The following is an 18,272-nucleotide window of genomic DNA, read 5'->3' as shown; positions in this document are numbered from 1 at the left end:
CACGGCTGGAGCCCCGTCCATGACATGGACGGGGCTCTTTGCCGTCCCCCGGGCTGGATAGGGTGGACTCACCCGGTGGTGCGGGGCGATCCACCCCGCGTCACCCACGACCCGTGTCACCCGCGACCGCGTGACCCACGAACCCAGGAGCGACCATGAGCGCTGTGAACCCCGCTGGAGGCGACACCGCGGCGGGCCGTTCCTGGCCCGCGGTACTGAACGGACTGCTCGAAGGCCGCGACCAGAGCGCGGACGACACGGCCTGGGCGATGGACCGCATCATGCGCGGCGAGGCGACCGACGCGCAGATCGCCGGATTCGTGGTGGCACTGCGGGCCAAGGGCGAGACCGTCCAGGAGATCACCGGACTCGTCCGGGCGATGTACGAGCACGCCAACGTGATCGAGGTGCCCGGACGCACCGTCGACATCGTCGGAACGGGCGGCGACGGCGCGAAGACCGTCAACATCTCCACGATGTCCTCGATCGTGGTGGCCGGGACCGGCGCCAAGGTGGTCAAGCACGGGAACCGGGCCGCGTCCTCGGCGTCCGGCTCGTCGGACGTCCTGGAGAAGCTCGGCGTCAACCTCCAGCTGCCGGTGAAGCGGGTGGCCGAGGTGGCCGAGGAGGCCGGGATCACCTTCTGCTTCGCGGTCAAGTTCCACCCGGCGCTGCGTCATGTGGCGGCGGCGCGCGGCCAGTTGGGGATCCGGACCACGTTCAACGTGCTCGGACCGCTGACCAACCCGGCGCGGGTGAAGGCCCAGGCGGTCGGCGTCGCCGATCCCCGGATGGCGCCGATCGTGGCGGGTGTGTTCGCCGAGCGCGGCAACTCCTCGCTGGTCTTCCGCGGCGACGACGGCCTCGACGAGCTGACGACCACCGGGGGCTCCCACGTCTGGGTGGTCCGCGACGGCAAGGTCACCGAGGAGCGCTTCGACCCGCGTGACGTCGGCCTCGACGTCGTCCCGGTGGAGGCCCTGCGCGGCGCCGACGCCTCGTACAACGCGGAGGTCGCCCGGCGCCTGCTGGACGGCGAGAAGGGGCCCGTACGGGACGCGGTCCTGCTGAACTCGGCGGCGGCCCTGGTGGCCCTGTCGCCGACCGGCGCGCCGCTCGCCGGCCAGCTCCGCGACCAGATGGAGAAGGCCGCCGAGGCGATCGACTCCGGCGCCGCGAAGCGCACGCTGGAGCGCTGGGTGGCCGCCAGCAACGCCTGACCGACGCGAGACCCCGCGCGGGACGCGGTCCACGATCCGGACTGCGTCTTGCGCGGGGAAGATCCTCTGGCAAGATGCTGTACCAGGTCATGAGTGACAGCCATCAGGCCCCGGCCGGCTGTCCGGCAACCCTCCGTCCGTGGCGGGGTGCCCCGGGTGAAGACCAGGTCGTAGGCAGCGAGGCCTACGGCAAGCGCGGACCCCTCCCGCTCTCCGGGCGGACCACCAGGGGTCCTGGTCGTTCGAGGGAGCCTTCTGTGAGCAAGCGAATGCGCTAGGGCGCCGAGCCCCGCCTCCGCACACCCTTTTCACCCTTCTCCCGCGCTGAGCGACGCCTTTTGGCGGCCGGCTCCCGCGGTGATCCCGCCTGCCTCTCACAGGAGCTCGCCATGTCTGTCTCCGTCGTTGCCGCCGACTCGTCCGTTTGTGCCCCTCTGCCGGTTCTGGGCCGGGATGTCACCGTCCCGCTCGTCACCGGCGGCGAGGTGACCTACGCGGCCCTCGACTACGCCGCCAGCGCGCCCGCCCTCCAGCGGGTGTGGGACGACGTCGCCGCGTACGCGCCGTACTACGGCAGCGTCCACCGGGGCGCCGGCTACCTCTCGCAGCTGTCCACCGACCTCTTCGAGAACGCCCGCAGGACCGTCGCGGAGTTCCTCGACTGCCGCGCCGGTGACCAGGTGGTCTTCACCCGCTCCACCACCGACTCGCTGAACCTGCTCGCCGCGGCTCTTCCCGCCGACTGCCAGGTCTTCGTCTTCGAGACCGAGCACCACGCCTCGCTGCTGCCCTGGCGCGACGCCCGGGTGACGTACCTGAACGCCCCGCGCACCCCCGCCGAGGCCGTCGACACCCTGGAGCGCGCCCTCGCCGCCCGAGACCCCTACGGACCGGCCCTGGTCTGCGTCACCGGCGCCTCGAACGTCACCGGTGAACTGTGGCCGGTGCGGGAGCTGGCCGCCGCCGCGCACGCCCACGGCGCCCGCATCGTCCTCGACGCCGCGCAGCTCGCCCCGCACCACCCCGTCTCGGTCCAGGACCTCGACGTCGACTGGGTCGCCTTCTCCGGGCACAAGCTGTACGCGCCCTTCGGCTCCGGCGTCCTCGCGGGCCGCTCCGACTGGCTGCGCGCGGCCGACCCCTACCTCGCGGGCGGCGGCGCCAGCCGCAGGGTCACCCGGCGCGCGGACGGCGGGGTGGACGTGGAGTGGCACGACAGCGCCGCCCGGCACGAGGCCGGCTCGCCGAACGTCATCGGCGCCTACTCGATCGCGTCGGCCTGCAAGGCGCTCACCGAGGAGGGCTTCGACCGGCTCGTCACCCGCGAGCAGCACCTGATCCGTACCGTCCGCGCGGGCCTCGCCGAGGTCCCCGAGGTCCGGGTCCTGTCCCTCTTCGGCGACGACGCCCCGCGGGTCGGCGTCATCTCCTTCGTCGTCGAGGGCTGGAACAGCTCGCACTTCGCGGCCGCGCTCTCCGCCGAGTACGGCATCGGGGTGCGCGACGGCCTCTTCTGCGCCCACCCGCTGGTCCGCACGCTGCTCGGCAGCGCGCCCGAGACCCAGGGGGAGTGCGGCGCCCCCGAGGCGGCCCCGGGCGAGAAGTCCCTCAACGCGATCCGCGTCAGCTTCGGGGCCGGCACCCCCGACGAGCACGTCGAGCGGTTCGTCCGCGCGGTGCGCGAGCTCGTCAGGGACGGCGCGCGCTGGCAGTACCGCACCGAGGACGGCCGCTGCGTCCCCGCGGTCTGACACCCGCGATCCGCTCGCCCGGAGGCGGCGCCGCGTCGGTCAGGAGTCGAGACCGATCGCGAACGCCGCCTCCAGGTCGTGCTGGGAGTAGGTACGGAACGCCACGTGCGTGTCCGTCGCCTCGACCCCCGGGATCTTGCTGATCTTGCCGGGGATGACGTCCGCGAGATCGTCGTGGGCCTTGACCCGGACCATCGCGATCAGGTCGTAGGTACCGGTGACGGAGAAGACCTCGCTGACGCTCTCCAGCGACGCGATCGACTCGGCGATCTCGGGGATCCGGTCCACGCTGGTCTTGATGAGGACGATCGCGGTGATCACGGCTGGTTCTCTCCCTAGGGGGCCGCTGCTGGGGATCTCACCCTACTCGCGGTCCACCCGGCCCGGCCGCTCCACCGGGGGCCCCGGCGGCACCCCCGCGGCGGGCACGGCGGCCGGGCGGTGGCGGAACCGCGCCCACGCGTAGACGAAACCCAGGGAGAAGCCCACGAGGTGGGCCAGGTAGGCGACCCCGGGGCCCGAGCTGCTGCGGCCCGCCGCCATCCACTGCAGGGTGAACCAGAACGGCAGCACCACCCAGGCCGGGAACCGCAGCGGCAGGAAGAACAGGAACGGGAAGAGACTGGTCACCCGGGCCCTGGGGAACAGGTACAGGAACGCGCCGAGCACCGCGGAGATCGCCCCGGAGGCCCCGACCAGGGACTGCTGCGAGGTCGCGTTGGCGGCGGCGTAACCGAGCAGGGCCAGATATCCGCAGCCCAGGTAGAAGAGGGCGAACTCCAGATGACCCATGCGTTCCTCGGTCATCAGCCCGAAGACGTAGAAGAAGAGCATGTTGCCCAGGAGATGGAGCCAGCTGCCGTGGATGAACAGGGCGGTCGCCGGGGTGAGGACCTCGCCCGGGGCCCCGCCGAACAGACCGGTCGGCACCACGCCCCAGCGGCGGAAGTACGCCCGCTGGGCGACCAGCAGCCCGTCCCCGGTGCCGTACGCGGGATCCAGGCCCGAGGCGGGTCCGATCACGAAGATCAGACAGCACAGGACGATCAGTCCGTACGTCACCGGCGCCGGCCGGTCCCGCAGCGCCCTGCCGACCGTCGTACTCCAATTGCCGATCATGGTGCAGAGCATGACGTAACCGCACCGATGCGCACAGACCGCCTCGCCGCCGTGGACAGCCGAGCGTCGGGTACCCGCCAGGCCGTAGGGTTACGAGCCATAAGTGCCGGGAGGCCGGCATCGGACGGACACTAGTTAAGGAAAGCGGCTGCCCTATGACAGTTCCCCTGCCCGACGCCAAGACCCGTTGGCGCTGCACACTCTGCGGCAACCTCACGCGGTTCGACGTGACCCGCTCGTCGAAGGTCGTCGAGTATGTACACCTCGACCTGGCCGGTGAGCCCAAGGTCGAGGAGCGTGAGGTGGTCAGTGAGACCATCGAGTCGGTGCGGTGCCGTTGGTGCAACGCGGTGGATCAGGTCGAACTCGTGGACAGGCCGGGCGCCGGCTCCTGACGGAGCGGGCCCCGCACGGATATTGGGGTGAACGGATGGTGGAGACCGCAGGCGGGGAGCCGGACGACGGCACCGCCGAGGTGCTCGACCGTCCGCTGCCCGACGGCGTGCGCAGGCGCGTCGTGCAGATCGTCTCGGACGGCTTCGGCGGGCTGACGGTGACCGAACTGCCCGCACAATTGAGGCAGTACGCCCGATTCGCTCCGAATCGTCGTGCCAAGTTCGCGGGCAACGCGATGGCCGCGGCGCTGGAGACGGATCCGCTGTTCAGACAGCGCATCGCCGAGAAGCTCAGAGAGGCCCAGCCGGAGATCGTCGGCGCTCTCGACTCGGGCGCGCCGCCCCCGGCCGCGGATCCGCTGGACGTGGCGGCCGCGGCCTATGTCGTGCGTCCGGTCGGCTGGGTGAAGCTGGTGACCGCCGCGGGCGAGGAGGCTCTGCGGGCGGACGCCGAGCGCGCAGGCGAGGAGAGCCGCGCCGAGCTGGACCGGCTGCGCGCGCAGCTCGCGGAGGCCCGCGGGCAGACGCGCGCGGAGACCGAACGGCTGCGCGCGGAACTGGAGTCGGCCAGGAAGGAAGCGGAATCGCTTCACCGCAAGCTGCGTGGGGCTCTCAGTGACGTCAAGCGCGGCGAGGCGGCCCTGCGCAGGCTGCAGGCGGAGTCGGACGGGGCGAAGGCGGAGAGCCAGGCACAGGTGTCCGCGGCCGAGAGCGAGACGCGGCGGCTCAAGACGCGTCTGTCGGAGGCCGAGGCCGCCCTGGAGGCCACCCGCAAGGCGGCCCGCGAGGGACGCAGTGTCGAGGACATGCGGGTGCGGCTGCTGCTCGACACGGTGCTGGAGGCGACCCAGGGGCTGCGCCGGGAACTGGCGCTGCCCCCCGTCTCCGTGCGGCCCGCGGAGACGGTGGAGGCGGTCGAGCCGGGGCGGATGACCCCGAAGGACATCGCCACCCGCGCGCTGTCCGAGAACGACCCCGCGATCCTCGACCAGTTGCTCGCGCTGCCCCAGGCGCATCTGGTCGTCGACGGCTACAACGTCACCAAGACCGGCTATCCCCAGATGCCTCTGGAGAAGCAGCGGCTGCGGCTGCTCGGACAGCTCTCGCAGCTGGCCGCGCAGACCGGCGCCGAGGTCACCTGTGTCTTCGACGGGGCCGAACTGGCCGCGCCGGTGCTGCTCGCGCCCCCGCGCGGGGTGCGGGTGCTGTTCTCCAAGCCCGGTGTCACGGCGGACGAGCTGATCCGTCAGCTGGTGCGGGCCGAGCCGCCCGGCCGGCCGGTCATCGTCGTCTCGACCGACCGCGAGGTGGCCGACGGGATCGCCAAGGCGGGCGCCCGGCCGGTGGCGTCCGCGGTGCTCCTCAAGCGCTTCTCGCGCGGCTGAGCGCTCTTTTCCCTCTTTCGTCCCTTTCGCTCCGCTTCGGCGCCCCGGTTTTGTGCGTCCGGCGATCGGTTCCCTAAGTCGCATGGGCCGCGTACGCACCATCCGTAACGTCTAGGCCTGATGCCCCAATTGGTCCGGTCTTCACGCGACGTAGTGTCAAGCGGACATCACTGCAGGTGAGTTGATGGCAAAGAATGCGCTCGGTGACAAAGAATTTTCAGGTTTGGATTTGAACTGATCACAAGTAGGTCACTAGGGTCGTGGCTCGAACCTCTAACTCGGGTGATCACTTCATGGGGAGTGACAGTGGAGGGGCACCGCCCGTCGGCGTTTTCGGCAGGCGGCTGGAGGAAGAAGGAGCTCGCCTTCGTGGCGTCCCACCGTCGACCCAAGCAGCCGAGCCGCGCCCGTGTGACCGTGCTCACCACCGCAGCCGCAGCAGCCGTTGTGCTGAGCGCCAACGCCGCCAACGCGGCCCCGTCCGAGAAGCCCAACAAGGACGAGGTCAAGACCAAGGTCGACAAGCTCTACGAAGAGGCCGAGCAGGCGACCGAGAAGCTCGACGGCGCCAAGGAGAAGCAGCAGAAGCTCCAGAAGGAGATCAGCGCTCTCCAGGACAACGTCGCCCGCGGCCAGGAGGCTCTGAACGAGCTGCGCGACGGCCTGGGTTCGATGGCCAGTGCCCAGTACCGCACCGGCGGCATCGACCCCTCCGTGGCGCTCTTCCTCTCCTCCGACCCGGACGACTTCCTGGACAAGGCCTCGGCCATGGACCAGCTGAGCGCCCAGCAGGTCGAGTCGCTCAAGAAGGTCCAGGAGAAGCAGCGTTCGCTCGCCCAGCAGCGCGCCGAGGCCTCCGCGAAGCTCAAGGACCTCGCCGACACCCGGGCCGAGCTCGCCAGGAAGAAGAAGGAAGTCCAGGGCAAGCTGGGCTCCGCGCAGAAGCTCCTGAACTCGCTGACGGCGCAGGAGAAGGCGGCGCTGGCCACCAAGGAGCAGGAGCGGGCGACCCGCGCCAGCGAGCGCGTCGACCTCGGCAACAGCAAGGGGTCGGGCCGTGCCGGCGCCGCGTTCGCCGCCGCCCAGAGCGTGATCGGCTCCCCGTACGTCTACGGCGCTTCCGGCCCCAGCTCGTTCGACTGCTCGGGCCTCACCTCCTGGGCGTACGCCCAGGCCGGCGTGAACATACCCCGCACCTCCGAGGCCCAGGCCAGCTACGGCACCCGCATCTACTCGCAGAGCGACCTGCAGGTCGGTGACCTGGTCATCTTCTACGGCGACCAGCACCACGTCGGCCTCTACGCGGGCAACGGCCAGGTGCTGCACGCCCCGCACACCGGCGCGGTCGTCCGCTACGAGTCGATCGCCAACATGCCCTTCCAGTTCGGCGTCCGGATCTGATCCGCACGGGCGGAACGGGGTTCGGCCCCCGTCGCCCGAAGCGCTCTCCCGCCGCACCGCCCAAACGGGCGAATTGCGACAACTCGCGCTGACCTCACGCCCCGTCGGTGACCTGCGTCTCCGGCGGGGCGTCACTGTGCGTGCCCGCAAGGGTCTTTGGTCGGCGCGTGGTCGCGCGGTTACTGTCTGCCGCGTTCCCCCGACGGCGGGGGACCGTCAGCGGAAGGGAGTGCGGCCACTCGTGGGGTCCCATCGCCGCCTTGCACCGACCGGCCTCGACCGGGGCGCCGGCGCCTTCGGTGTCGCCGCCTGCGTGATGTCCGCGGCGGCCGCCGCACTCGGCACCCTGCCCGCCTCGGCGGCGCCGCGGGACGACACCCGGGCCGAGGTGGACCGCCTCTACGCCCAGGCGGAGAAGGCCACCGAGGCGTACGACGAGGCCGACGAGCGCGGCGACGCGCTGCGCGAGCAGATCGGCACGGCGCAGGACGAGATCGCCCGGCGGCAGGACCGGGTCAACACCATGCGGGACGCGCTCGGTTCGCTCGCCGGGGCGCAGTACCGCTCGGGCGGCCTCGACCCCTCTCTCGCGCTGCTCTTCTCCGCCCACCCGGACGACTATCTCGACCGGGCCTCCGTGCTCGACCGGATCAGCACCCGCCAGGCCGGCGAACTCAAGGGCCTCCGGCTCGCCTTGCGCGACCTGGCCCAGGAACGCGCGGAGGCCGACGGGAAGCTCGCCGAACTGGAGCGCAGCCGTACGGTGGTCGCCCGGAACAAGCGGGTCATCGAGGGCAAACTGGCCAAGGCGCGGCAACTGCTCGACTCGCTGCCGTACGCCGACCGGGCCGCCTACGGCCGGGCGTCGCGCTCGGTCCGGGGCGACCTGTCCGGCCTCGGCGACTCCATCGCCTCCTCGTCGCGCGCGGCCGTCGCCGTCGCCGCGGCCCGCTCCGCGCTCGGCCGCCCCTATGTGTGGGGTGCCAACGGGCCCGGCGGCTTCGACTGTTCGGGCCTCATGCAGTGGTCCTACGCGCACGCCGGTGTCGGTCTGCCGCGCACCTCGCAGGCCCAGCGGTTCGCCGGGCGGCAGATCCCGCTCTCCCAGGCGCGGCCCGGTGACCTGGTCACCTACCGGTCCGACGCCAGCCATGTCGGGATGTACGTGGGCAACGGCCAGGTGATCCACGCGCCCTATCCGGGCGCCCCGGTGCGCTACGACCCGGTCGGGATGATGCCGATCTCGTCCGTCACCCGGGTCTGACGGACCGCGGGGCCGGCCCCGCGAGGGCCGGGCGGACGTTCCGGCGGCCGGGCGCGGGCACCGTACGATCGGGAGAATGGCCGGTCGAAGGAGTGCGTCGCGAGCGGGGCTCTGCGTGGTGCTGCTGCTCGCCGGGCTCGTCGGCTGCGGCGGCCGGACGGCCCCGGACACCGCGACGGCCGACGTGCAGCGGGTCCTCGACCGGAGGGCGGCCGCGGTCCTCGACCGGGACGAGGCGGCGTTCCGGTCCACCGGCGTCGCGGCCGGCGCCGGAGAGGGCCTCGAGAACCTGCGGAACGTGCCGCTGGCGGGCTGGTCCTACCGGCTGGCCGGTCTGAGCCGCTCCGGCGACCACGCCACCGCCCGCGCCGAACTGCGCTACCGCATCGCGGGCTACGACACCGCGCCGGTCTCGGTGGACCGCACCCTCGGGCTGGCCCGTACCGGCAGGACCTGGCGCGTCACCTCCGACGAGCCGGCCGGCAAGGGCGGCGACCAGCTGTGGGACGAGGGGGCGGTGACGGCCGTACGGGGTGAGCACAGCCTCGTCCTCGGGGTCGGGCAGTCCGGTGAGCGGCTGCGTTCCTTCGCGTCCCTCGCGGACCGCGCCGTGCCGGCCGTGTCCGACGCCTGGGGCACGGACTGGTCGCGGCACGTCGTCGTCCTCGTACCGAAGTCGCTGGAGGGCATGGCGGGGCTGCTCGGGGCCCCCGCGTCCGGGTACCGGGGGATCGCGGCGGTCACCACCGGGGAGGCGGGAGGCTCGGCGAAGGCGCCCGCGGACCGGATCATCGTCAACCCGGACGCGTACGGCGTCCTCGGCGACCTCGGCAAGCAGGTCGTGCTCACCCACGAGACCACGCACGTCGCCACCCGCGCCCACACCACGGCCGCCACCCCGCTGTGGCTCTCCGAGGGGTACGCGGACTGGACCGGCTACCGCGGCAGCGGGCGGACGCCCGGACAGGTCGCGCCGGAACTGGAGCGGGCGGTGGCCGAGGGGCGGGTACCGGACGCGCTGCCCGACGACGGGGACTTCGGGTTCACCGCGGACGCGGGCGCGCTGGCGCGGGCCTACGAGGGCGGCTGGATGGCCTGCCGGCTGATCGCGGACCACTGGGGCGAGGTCAGGCTGAACGACTTCTACCGCGCGGTGGGCGACCACGGGAAGCGGGCGGGGGCGGTCGAGGACGCGCTGCGGGACGTGCTGCACACGACGCCGGAGGAGTTCACCCGGTTGTGGCAGCAGTACCTCAGGGACCAACTCGGCTGACCTGCCGGGCCGTTCACCCCTCCAGCCGGTCGATGGCCTCCGCGAGCCAGGCCCGCTCCGCCGCGCCGGTCGCCCGCGCCACCCGCAGCATGCCCTGCCGGAACAGATCGCCGGCCTCCTCCGCGCGCACGGGCTCGCCGTCCTCGTAGAAGAAGCTCGCCGGGGCCTGGAGGAACTCCTGGCGGCGGCGCAGCACCGCGGCCTGCTCACGGGGGTCGTCCAGGTGGCGCAGGAACGCCAGCAGGGTGTTGAAGCGGACCTGGTCGGTGATCTCGGCCTGCTTGGGGTGCCGCAGCCGCTCCAGGAGGCTCTCGCGCCCCTCGCCGGTCAGCGCGAGGATGCGCCGCGGGGCCGCGCCGCTGCCGGGCTCGGTGTGCTGGTCGAGCAGGCCCTTGTCGACCAGGCGGGTGATCGCCGGGTAGAGGGCGCCGTCGCTGACCGGCCGGACGTGGCCGCTGAGGGCCTTGATGCGCTCCTTCAGCTCATAGCCGTGCAGGGGCTCCTCGTACAGGAACCCCAGGATCGACAGCTCCAGCATCCGGCCGTCCCTTCCCTCGTGGACGCCCCGCGCGGTCGGCACCCCGGGCGTTCGCCGGGTGCTTGCGGGGTTCACCCACCCATGGTACCTCTTATCGAGTTACCTCGAAACGAGGTAACTCGCATCGAGGGAGCCTTCGTGAACGCCCACCGCAAGCAGCTCATAGCACTCGCCCACCCCGTCTACCTCTCGCTGCTCGCCTCCGTCGCCGCCGGAATCATCAACACCGTCTGGGTCTCCCGGCTCGGCGGCGCCGCCGTGGCGGCCGTCGCCGTCGCGACCAACACCGAGAACGTGCTGCTCGGCGTCGCCCTGGTCTTCGCCTCCGGTACCACCGTCCTCGTCGCGCACGCCCGGGGAGCCCGCGACCCCGGAGCGGTCCGGGCGGCCGTACGCGGAGGCTGGGCGCTGTGCGCCGCGGTCACCCCGGTGGTCGCCGTCGGCGGCTTCCTGCTGCGCGAGCCGCTGGCCCGCCTGGTGCTGGACGGCGACGGACGCGCACCGGCCCTCGCCGTCCAGTACTTCGCGATCTCCCTGCCCGGCATCGCCGTCTTCTTCGCGCAGAACCTCGTCGACGGCATCCTCAAGGGCGCCGGCGACACCCGCACCCCGATGCGCCTCGCCCTGCTGGCCAACGGCCTGATCCTCGGCCTCGACCCGTTCCTCATCCACGCGTACGGCGTCCCGGGCGCCGCCCTGTCGACCGTGCTGTGCCGCTCGGTGGCCCTCGCCGCGGGCCTGCGCGCCCTGCGCCGCGACCCCCTGCTGTCCCGGGCGGCCGGCGCGACGCCCGCCGAGGGCACCGGCGCGGCCCTGCGCCGCACCCTCACCACCGGTCTGCCCATGTCCGCCGACTTCACGGTGCGCCAGGGCGGCGCCCTGGTACTGGTCGCCGTCGTGGCCCGGCTCGGGACGACGGCGGTCGCGGCCTACGCGATCGCCTACAAGGTCATGTACCTCGCCACCATGGCGTTCTACTCGGTCCGGCAGGCCGCCTCGATCCACACCGCGCACAGCCGCGGCGCGGGCCGGGACGAGCGGGGTGCCATCGGACGGCAGGCCGTCGCGGTCTCGGGGACCGTCGGCGTGCTCGCCGCGGCCCTGCTCGGCGCCCTGGCCCCCTGGATCATGCGGGCCTTCGGCGCCGGTCCCGCGGTCGCCCACGACGGCGTGCTGTTCCTGCGTTGCGTCGGCCCCTACCTGCTGCTGATGGCCTGCTTCATCGCCCTCGGCGGGGTCTTCGAGGGCAGCGGGGGAGCGCCGGTGCTGCTGCGGGTGACGCTGGCCGGCACGGCCGTCCAGCTGCCGCTCGCCCTCGCCCTGTCCGGACTGGGGCTGCCGGGCATCTGCCTGGCCCTCGCGCTGTCCATGACGGTGCAGTGCGCGGCCCTGTGGCTGTGGGCCCGGCGGGCGGTGCGGACCGGGCGTCAGGAGGACGCCAGGGTCTCCTTGGCGAGGGCCGCCTGAGCGGGGAGATCAGGCGCCGGCCGGGAGACCGTGCCGCGCCACAGCACCCGGGCGGCCAGCACCGTGGCGATCACCAGCAGGCCGTTGCGCAGGACCAGGAGGGTGATGCCCAGCGTCGTACTGCCCACGACGTCCGCGAACCAGGTCGGGAACTCCAGCACCGTCACGAAGCACGCGACCAGTACCAGGCAGGCGGGCACCGGCATCCGGCTCGCGCGAGAACACAGGCAGACCGCGGCGATCCCGACCAGCCACACCAGGTACTGCGGGCTGATGACCCGGCTGGTGGTGGTGAACATCAGGACGGCGACGAACGCCGCGTCGGCGAGCGTGTGCGACAGGAACCGCTTGGCGCACAGCCGCCACAGCAGCAGCCAGCCGAAGGCGAGCGCGGTCAGGACCAGGGCCGCCGTGCTCACCACGTCGACGTAGGGGCCGACGAACTCCACCGAGCCGTAGTTGAGCAGCACCCGCCCGTTCCAGCCGTGGTGCCGGGCCACGTGGAAGACGAGGGAGCCGAGCGACTCCACCTCGGTGCCGCGGTCGCGCTGGAAGGTCAGGAACGCGAACGCGCCCGGCATCGCCACCCAGAACAGCCCCGCGAGCCCGGCGATCGTCGCCGCGGCCGAGACCCAGGCCCGGCGGCGCACGGCGCCGAGCAGCAGCAGCACCGGCCACACCTTCACCATCGCGCCGAAGCCCGTGAGCACCCCCATCGCCCGTGGGTGGCGGGCGCCGGCCAGCAGCGCGGCGACCGCGACGGCCGTCACCATCACGTCGTAGCGGGCGAACACGGTCGGCCCGAGGAGCGGGACCCCGATCATCCACACCCAGGCGCCGCGCAGGGTCATGCCGGGGCGCGAACCCTCGCGCAGGAGCATGCCGAAGACCAGCAGGTCCGCGACGAAGGCCAGCACGAAGAAGGCGTGCGCGTAGTCGAGGAAGGGCAGCAGGAAGGGGGAGAGGATCGCGAGGGCGGCGGCCGGCGGGTACTGCCAGGTGACGTCGTGCCGAGGGAAGCTGCCGTGCCGCAGGACGTCGAACCAGCCGTGGTAGATCACGGAGACGTCGCTGGTGACGTCCGGCCCCGGGAAGACGTACACCTTGGCCACGAAGAGGAGCAGCGCCAGCCTGGTCAGGCCCCAGGTTCCCAGCAGTACGGCCATGCCGAACGGGAACCTCGTGCTCCGTGCCCCCGCCATGCCCACCTGGCCCTCATCGTTCGGAATCCGTGTGCCTCGCCGCCGCGCTCTTCGCGGAACCAGGGTGACGCACCGGTCTGTGTGCGAGCCGTCGAGCGCGGCCGTGCGGAGCTGTGAGTATAGGTTCGATATCGTCGAACACGATGCATAAGACCCTGATCGTGACGAACGATTTCCCGCCCCGCCCCGGCGGCATCCAGGCCTTTCTGCACAACATGGCCCTGCGCCTGGAACCCGAGCGGCTCGTCGTCTACGCCTCGACCTGGAAGCGCGGCCACGAGGGCGCCGAGGCGACCGCGGCCTTCGACGCCGAGCAGCCCTTCACCGTCGTACGGGACCGTACGACCATGCTGCTCCCGACGCCGGGCGCCACCCGGCGGGCGGCGGACCTGCTGCGTGAACACGGCTGTACGTCGGTGTGGTTCGGCGCGGCCGCCCCGCTCGGCCTGATGGCCCCGGCCCTGCGCAGAGCGGGCGCGGCACGCCTGGTGGCGACCACGCACGGCCACGAGGCCGGCTGGGCCCAGCTGCCCGCCGCGCGCACCCTGCTGCGCCGGATCGGTGAGTCCACCGACACGATCACCTACCTCGGGGAGTACACGCGCTCGCGGATCGCCTCCGCGCTGACCCCCGCCGCGGCGGCACGCATGGTGCAGCTGCCGCCCGGCGTCGACGAGCGGACCTTCCACCCGGGCTCGGGCGGTGAGGAGGTCCGGGCCAGGCTCGGCCTCACCGACCGGCCCGTGGTCGTCTGCGTCTCCCGCCTGGTCCCGCGCAAGGGCCAGGACACCCTCGTGCTCGCGATGCCGCAGATCCTGGCCAAGGAGCCGGACGCGGTGCTGCTGATCGTCGGCGGCGGGCCGTACGAGAAGGACCTGCGCAGGCTGGCCGCGGAAACCGGGGTGGCCGGCTCGGTCCGGTTCACCGGGGCGGTGCCCTGGTCGGAGCTGCCCGCGCACTACGGGGCCGGGGACGTCTTCGCGATGCCGTGCCGGACCCGCAGGGGCGGGCTCGACGTGGAGGGACTCGGCATCGTCTACCTGGAGGCGTCGGCGACGGGCCTTCCGGTGGTGGCCGGCGACTCGGGGGGCGCGCCCGACGCCGTGCTCGACGGCGAGACGGGCTGGGTCGTCCGCGGCGGCTCCCCCGAGGAGGCCGCCGACCGGATCGTCACCCTGCTCGGCGACCCCGAACTGCGCCGCCGCATGGGCGAACGCGGCCGGGCGTGGGTCGAGGAGAAATGGCGCTGGGACCTCTTGGCGGAACGCCTGCGAGAGCTGCTCTAGCGTTCACCGGGTGCGCCCACCGGGCTGCCACTTGCGGCCCGCGGGCGCCTGCGGGCCGCCTTGGCCCGCCCGCGCAGTTCCCCGCGCCCCTGAGCGCCCTGGCGGGCGCCCGCCAGGGCGCTCAGGGGCGCGAGGAACTGCGCGGGCAACCACGACGAGCCTTCCGCCCGGGACGAACCCCGATTCCCACGGCGGGAGCCGGAACCCCACCCGGCGGACCAGGGCGAACGGCCTCGGGGACGGAAACGGCTCGGCCCCCTCCAGCAGAGGGGGCCGAGCCGTATGTTCCCGGCCGGGGCAGTACCCGGTCGCTCGGGCGTCAGCCCCGATAAAGTGCCTCGATCTCGTTCGCGTAGTCCTTCGCCACCACGTTCCGCTTCAGCTTCAGAGACGGCGTCAGGTGCCCCGACTCCTCGGTGAACTGGTGGGCGAGGATACGGAACTTGCGGACCGACTCGGCCTTGGACACCGCCGCGTTGCCGTCGTCGATCGCGTCCTGGATGGCGGCCATCAGGTCCGCGTCCTCGCGCAGCGACTCCGCGGTCGAGCCGGCCGGCTTCCCGTGCTCCGCGGCCCACCGGCCCAGGAACTCCTCGTCGACGGTGACGAGCGCGCCGACGAACGGACGCCCGTCGCCGACCACCATGCACTCCGCGACCAGCGCGTGGGCGCGGATACGGTCCTCTATGACGGCCGGGGCGACGTTCTTGCCGCCCGCGGTGACGATGATCTCCTTCTTGCGGCCGGTGATCCTGAGGTAGCCGTCCTCGTCGAGGGTGCCGATGTCACCGGTGTGGAACCAGCCGTCGGCGAGCGCCTCGGCGGTCGCGCCCTCGTTGTTCCAGTACTCCTTGAACAGGTGCTCGCCGTGCAGCAGCACCTCGCCGTCGTCGGCGATACGGATCACGGAACCGGGCAGCGGCTGGCCGACCGTGCCGATCTTCGTACGGTCCCACGGGTTGAAGGCCGTGGCCGCGCAGGACTCGGTGAGGCCGTAGCCCTCCAGGACCGTGAAACCGATACCGCGGAAGAAGTGGCCGAGCCGCTCACCGAGCGGGGCGCCGCCCGAGATCGCGTACTCGCCGCGACCGCCGAGCACCGCGCGCAGCTTGCTGTAGACGAGTTTGTCGAACGTCTTGTACTTGATCTTCAGACCGAACGACGGCCCCGAGGGGGTGTCCAGCGCGCGGCTGTACGCGATCGCCGTGTCCGCCGCCTTGTCGAAGATCTTGCCCTTGCCGTCCGCCTGGGCCTTGGCGCGCGCCGAGTTGTAGACCTTCTCGAAGACGCGCGGCACACCGAGGATCAGCGTCGGCCGGAACGAGGCCAGCTCGTCGGTGAGGTTCTTGATGTCAGGGACGCAGCCCAGCTTGATCGGCGCCATCATCGGCGCGACCTGCACGAGCCGCCCGAAGACGTGCGCGAGCGGGAGGAAGAGCAGGACGGAACACTCACCGGTGCGGAACAGCGGGCGCAGCCGCTCCACGATGTTGCCGCACTCCGCGAAGAAGGCGCGGTGGGTCAGGACGCAGCCCTTGGGGCGGCCGGTGGTCCCGGAGGTGTAGACGATGGTCGCCGGGTCGTCCGCCTTGGCGAGCGAGCTGCGCTCCTCGACGGTCGTGTCGCTGACGTCCGCGCCCAGGCGCTCCAGCTCCTCGACGCCGCCGGCCTCGATCTGCCAGACGTGTTCGAGGGCGGGCAGCCGGTCGCGCACCGACTCCACGGAGGCCGCGTGCGCGGGCAGCTCCACGATGCAGGCCCGAGCACCCGAGTCGCCGAGGATCCACTGCACCTGCTCGGGGGAGCTGGTCTCGTACACCGGCACGGTGATGGCGCCGGCGCTCCAGATCGCGAAGTCGAGCAGCGTCCACTCGTAGCGGGTACGGGACATCAGGGCGACCCGGTCACCGGGCTGCACGCCCGAGGCGATCAGACCTTTGGCCGCAGCCCGCACCTCGGCGAGGAAGGTGGTGGCACTGACGTCCGTCCAGGTACCGCCCACCTTGCGGGCGATCACGGCTACGTCGGGATGCTGCGCGGCGTTTCGGCGGACGATGTCGGTGAGATTTCCGTCCGCAGGGACCTCGTACAAAGCCGGAAGGCTGAACTCGCGCAAGACTGCTGCTCCTCATAGGGCGCCGACGCCACGACTCTGTGTGATGCGCCGATGCGGTCCAAGGCTCGGGCAAGTACTCAAGAAATCACTTGTTGAAATCCCGAGTACGACTGGACTGCCCGGACGTTACCCGCCGGTATGGCTTCTTCGACAGGGGGTCCGGGCGAGATGTTCCATGCGTCACACGTGGTGGCGTTCCTGCGCGCACAGTAGTCCACGCGCTTCCAGGGGTGCCAGTAACCGCAGGTCCGGCCCCCTCTGTTCACCTCTGCCGCACCGGCCTACGCTTGATCGTCATGGCATCCACACCGGTCGGCCGTCGAAGGACGCGCATTCATGTGGTCAGTGACGTGCACGGCAACGCCCGCGACCTGGCCCGGGCCGGCGACGGCGCCGACGCCCTGATCTGCCTCGGTGACCTGGTCCTCTTCCTCGACTACGCCGATCACGCGCGCGGCATCTTCCCGGACCTCTTCGGCGTGGAGAACGCCGACCGCATCGTCGAGCTGCGCACCGCCCGCCGTTTCGAGGAGGCGCGCGCGTTCGGTGCCCGGCTGTGGGCGGGCACCGGCACCGACCGGGCCGCGATGATCGAGAAGGCGGTGCGCAAGCAGTACGCCGAGATGTTCGCCGCGTTTCCGACACCGACGTACGCGACCTACGGCAATGTCGACATGCCGGCCCTGTGGCCGGAGTACGCCGGACCGGGCACCACCGTCCTCGACGGTGAGCGGGTCGAGATCGGCGGCCGCGTCTTCGGGTTCGTCGGAGGGGGGCTGCGCACACCGATGCGGACGCCGTACGAGATCAGTGACGAGGAGTACGCGGCCAAGATCGAGGCGGTCGGCGAGGTCGACGTGCTGTGCACGCACATTCCGCCGGAGGTGCCGGAGCTCGTGTACGACACGGTGGCGCGCCGCTTCGAGCGCGGCTCCCGTGCGCTGCTCGACGCGATCCGGCGTACGCGCCCCCGGTACGCGCTCTTCGGCCACGTCCACCAGCCCCTCGCCCGCCGGATGCGCGTCGGGGCGACGGAATGCGTGAATGTGGGGCACTTCGCGGGGTCCGGCCGTCCCTGGGTACTGGAGTGGTGACGTGGCGACAGGGCGGAAGGCCAGGTGGGGTGACGGCGCCCGCGGCCGTGCGCGGTAGCCTTCACGCTGCACACACGTGCGCACCACCCTCCCTCACCGGACCGCATCTCGAGGAGCCACCGCGATGGCGGAACACACCAGTTCGAGCATCACGATCGAGGCGGCACCGGCTGACGTCATGGCGGTGATCGCCGACTTCGCCCGCTACCCGGACTGGACGGGTGAGGTGAAGGAGGCCGAGGTCCTCAAGACGGACGAGCACGGCCGCGCCCAGCAGGTCCGTCTCGTCATGGACGCCGGCGCCATCAAGGACGACCAGACCCTCGGTTACACCTGGACCGGCGACCACGAGGTCTCCTGGACCCTGGTCAAGTCCCAGATGCTCCGTTCCCTGGACGGCTCGTACCTCCTGAAGCCCGCGGGCGAGGGGGCCACCGAGGTCACCTACCGGCTGACCGTCGACGTCAAGATCCCGATGCTCGGCATGATCAAGCGCAAGGCCGAGAAGGTCATCATCGACCGAGCCCTGGCCGGCCTGAAGAAGCGCGTAGAGGAAACGGCCTGACCCCCAGGGGCTCGCAGACCTTTCCTCGCCCCTACCCGGGGCTCTCCCGGACCCCGCTCCTCGAACGCCGGAGGGGCTGAAACTCACGCCGGCCACGACGCACCCGCAGCCGGGTACGCGCGTGAGGGGCCGCGCCGGTACATCACATGCCCGTCGCCACCGACGCCCACCTCTCACCCAACGGCGACGGGCGGAT

The 18,272-nt window shown here is 72.0% G+C and carries 17 protein-coding genes and 1 riboswitch; of the genes, 11 read left to right on the top strand and 6 right to left on the bottom strand.

Translation table 11 applies throughout. The features are described from left to right. Positions 1 to 155: 155 nt before the first annotated feature. Together trpD and ACH4S8_RS19455 are read left to right on the top strand one after the other, a co-directional pair. Positions 156 to 1,220: an anthranilate phosphoribosyltransferase gene (gene trpD, locus ACH4S8_RS19460; RefSeq protein ID WP_398395503.1), complete on the top strand. Its 1,065-nt coding sequence runs from the start codon at positions 156 to 158 to the stop codon at positions 1,218 to 1,220. Positions 1,221 to 1,305: 85 nt separating this feature from the next. After that, positions 1,306 to 1,422, top strand: a riboswitch (SAM riboswitch). 187 nt (positions 1,423 to 1,609) lie between these two features. Continuing rightward, positions 1,610 to 2,971: an aminotransferase class V-fold PLP-dependent enzyme gene (locus ACH4S8_RS19455; protein WP_398395501.1), complete on the top strand. Its 1,362-nt coding sequence runs from the start codon at positions 1,610 to 1,612 to the stop codon at positions 2,969 to 2,971. A gap of 39 nt (positions 2,972 to 3,010) precedes the next feature. On the opposite strand, the gene ACH4S8_RS19450 is transcribed toward ACH4S8_RS19455, so the two are convergent. Further along, complete coding sequence (locus ACH4S8_RS19450) at positions 3,011 to 3,292, bottom strand: Lrp/AsnC ligand binding domain-containing protein (protein ID WP_326788250.1); 282 nt, start codon at positions 3,290 to 3,292, stop codon at positions 3,011 to 3,013. Between the two features lie 42 nt (positions 3,293 to 3,334). Next, positions 3,335 to 4,090 carry a rhomboid family intramembrane serine protease gene (locus tag ACH4S8_RS19445; RefSeq protein ID WP_398395499.1) on the bottom strand — a complete coding sequence of 252 codons (756 nt, stop codon included), beginning with the start codon at positions 4,088 to 4,090 and terminating at the stop codon, positions 3,335 to 3,337. Between the two features lie 155 nt (positions 4,091 to 4,245). Between ACH4S8_RS19445 and ACH4S8_RS19440 the strand changes: the two genes are divergently transcribed. The 5 genes from ACH4S8_RS19440 to ACH4S8_RS19420 all read left to right on the top strand — a co-directional run bounded on the left by ACH4S8_RS19440 (position 4,246) and on the right by ACH4S8_RS19420 (position 9,808). Then, positions 4,246 to 4,485 (top strand): hypothetical protein, encoded by a 240-nt coding sequence (locus ACH4S8_RS19440; RefSeq protein WP_037624014.1) that lies wholly within the window; start codon positions 4,246 to 4,248, stop codon positions 4,483 to 4,485. Positions 4,486 to 4,520: 35 nt separating this feature from the next. Next, on the top strand, positions 4,521 to 5,870 hold the full coding sequence (locus ACH4S8_RS19435) for an NYN domain-containing protein (protein WP_398395496.1): 1,350 nt from the start codon (positions 4,521 to 4,523) through the stop codon (positions 5,868 to 5,870). Between the two features lie 369 nt (positions 5,871 to 6,239). Continuing rightward, positions 6,240 to 7,271 carry an NlpC/P60 family protein gene (locus ACH4S8_RS19430; RefSeq protein WP_398395494.1) on the top strand — a complete coding sequence of 344 codons (1,032 nt, stop codon included), beginning with the start codon at positions 6,240 to 6,242 and terminating at the stop codon, positions 7,269 to 7,271. A gap of 241 nt (positions 7,272 to 7,512) precedes the next feature. Further along, a complete protein-coding gene (locus tag ACH4S8_RS19425; protein WP_398395492.1) occupies positions 7,513 to 8,535 on the top strand; it encodes an NlpC/P60 family protein in 1,023 nt (340 codons plus the stop codon). 76 nt (positions 8,536 to 8,611) lie between these two features. Continuing rightward, a complete protein-coding gene (locus ACH4S8_RS19420; protein ID WP_398395490.1) occupies positions 8,612 to 9,808 on the top strand; it encodes a hypothetical protein in 1,197 nt (398 codons plus the stop codon). A 13-nt stretch (positions 9,809 to 9,821) separates the two neighbouring features. On the opposite strand, the gene ACH4S8_RS19415 is transcribed toward ACH4S8_RS19420, so the two are convergent. After that, positions 9,822 to 10,346, bottom strand: a complete 525-nt coding sequence (locus ACH4S8_RS19415) for a PadR family transcriptional regulator (RefSeq protein WP_398395911.1) — start codon at positions 10,344 to 10,346, stop codon at positions 9,822 to 9,824. A 138-nt stretch (positions 10,347 to 10,484) separates the two neighbouring features. Here ACH4S8_RS19415 and ACH4S8_RS19410 point away from each other — a divergent pair, with 138 nt between their 5' ends. Beyond that, complete coding sequence (locus ACH4S8_RS19410; RefSeq protein WP_398395488.1) at positions 10,485 to 11,813, top strand: MATE family efflux transporter; 1,329 nt, start codon at positions 10,485 to 10,487, stop codon at positions 11,811 to 11,813. On the opposite strand, the gene ACH4S8_RS19405 is transcribed toward ACH4S8_RS19410, so the two are convergent. Continuing rightward, on the bottom strand, positions 11,774 to 12,979 hold the full coding sequence (locus ACH4S8_RS19405; RefSeq protein ID WP_398395486.1) for a glycosyltransferase 87 family protein: 1,206 nt from the start codon (positions 12,977 to 12,979) through the stop codon (positions 11,774 to 11,776). The genes ACH4S8_RS19410 and ACH4S8_RS19405 overlap by 40 nt on opposite strands. A gap of 179 nt (positions 12,980 to 13,158) precedes the next feature. Between ACH4S8_RS19405 and ACH4S8_RS19400 the strand changes: the two genes are divergently transcribed. Further along, complete coding sequence (locus ACH4S8_RS19400; protein WP_398395484.1) at positions 13,159 to 14,301, top strand: glycosyltransferase family 4 protein; 1,143 nt, start codon at positions 13,159 to 13,161, stop codon at positions 14,299 to 14,301. Here ACH4S8_RS19400 and ACH4S8_RS19395 read toward each other — a convergent pair. Together ACH4S8_RS19395 and ACH4S8_RS19390 are read right to left on the bottom strand one after the other, a co-directional pair. Continuing rightward, on the bottom strand, positions 14,298 to 14,450 hold the full coding sequence (locus ACH4S8_RS19395) for a hypothetical protein (RefSeq protein ID WP_398395482.1): 153 nt from the start codon (positions 14,448 to 14,450) through the stop codon (positions 14,298 to 14,300). The genes ACH4S8_RS19400 and ACH4S8_RS19395 overlap by 4 nt on opposite strands. A gap of 170 nt (positions 14,451 to 14,620) precedes the next feature. Next, the gene (locus tag ACH4S8_RS19390; RefSeq protein WP_398395480.1) at positions 14,621 to 16,417 is read right to left on the bottom strand and encodes an AMP-dependent synthetase/ligase; all 1,797 of its coding nucleotides are present in this window, start codon (positions 16,415 to 16,417) and stop codon (positions 14,621 to 14,623) included. Between the two features lie 338 nt (positions 16,418 to 16,755). On the opposite strand from ACH4S8_RS19390, the gene ACH4S8_RS19385 reads away from it, so the two are divergent. Together ACH4S8_RS19385 and ACH4S8_RS19380 are read left to right on the top strand one after the other, a co-directional pair. Further along, positions 16,756 to 17,511, top strand: coding sequence for a metallophosphoesterase (locus ACH4S8_RS19385; protein WP_398395909.1), 756 nt, complete (start codon positions 16,756 to 16,758; stop codon positions 17,509 to 17,511). 124 nt (positions 17,512 to 17,635) lie between these two features. Continuing rightward, the gene (locus ACH4S8_RS19380; protein ID WP_398395478.1) at positions 17,636 to 18,076 is read left to right on the top strand and encodes an SRPBCC family protein; all 441 of its coding nucleotides are present in this window, start codon (positions 17,636 to 17,638) and stop codon (positions 18,074 to 18,076) included. Positions 18,077 to 18,272: the final 196 nt, after the last annotated feature.

The sequence above is a fragment of the Streptomyces sp. NPDC021080 genome (assembly GCF_044333225.1).
In the GTDB taxonomy this organism is placed as follows: domain Bacteria; phylum Actinomycetota; class Actinomycetes; order Streptomycetales; family Streptomycetaceae; genus Streptomyces.
The sequence above is the reverse complement of the archived record's forward strand: the minus strand, read 5'-3'. Positions and strand labels throughout refer to the sequence as shown.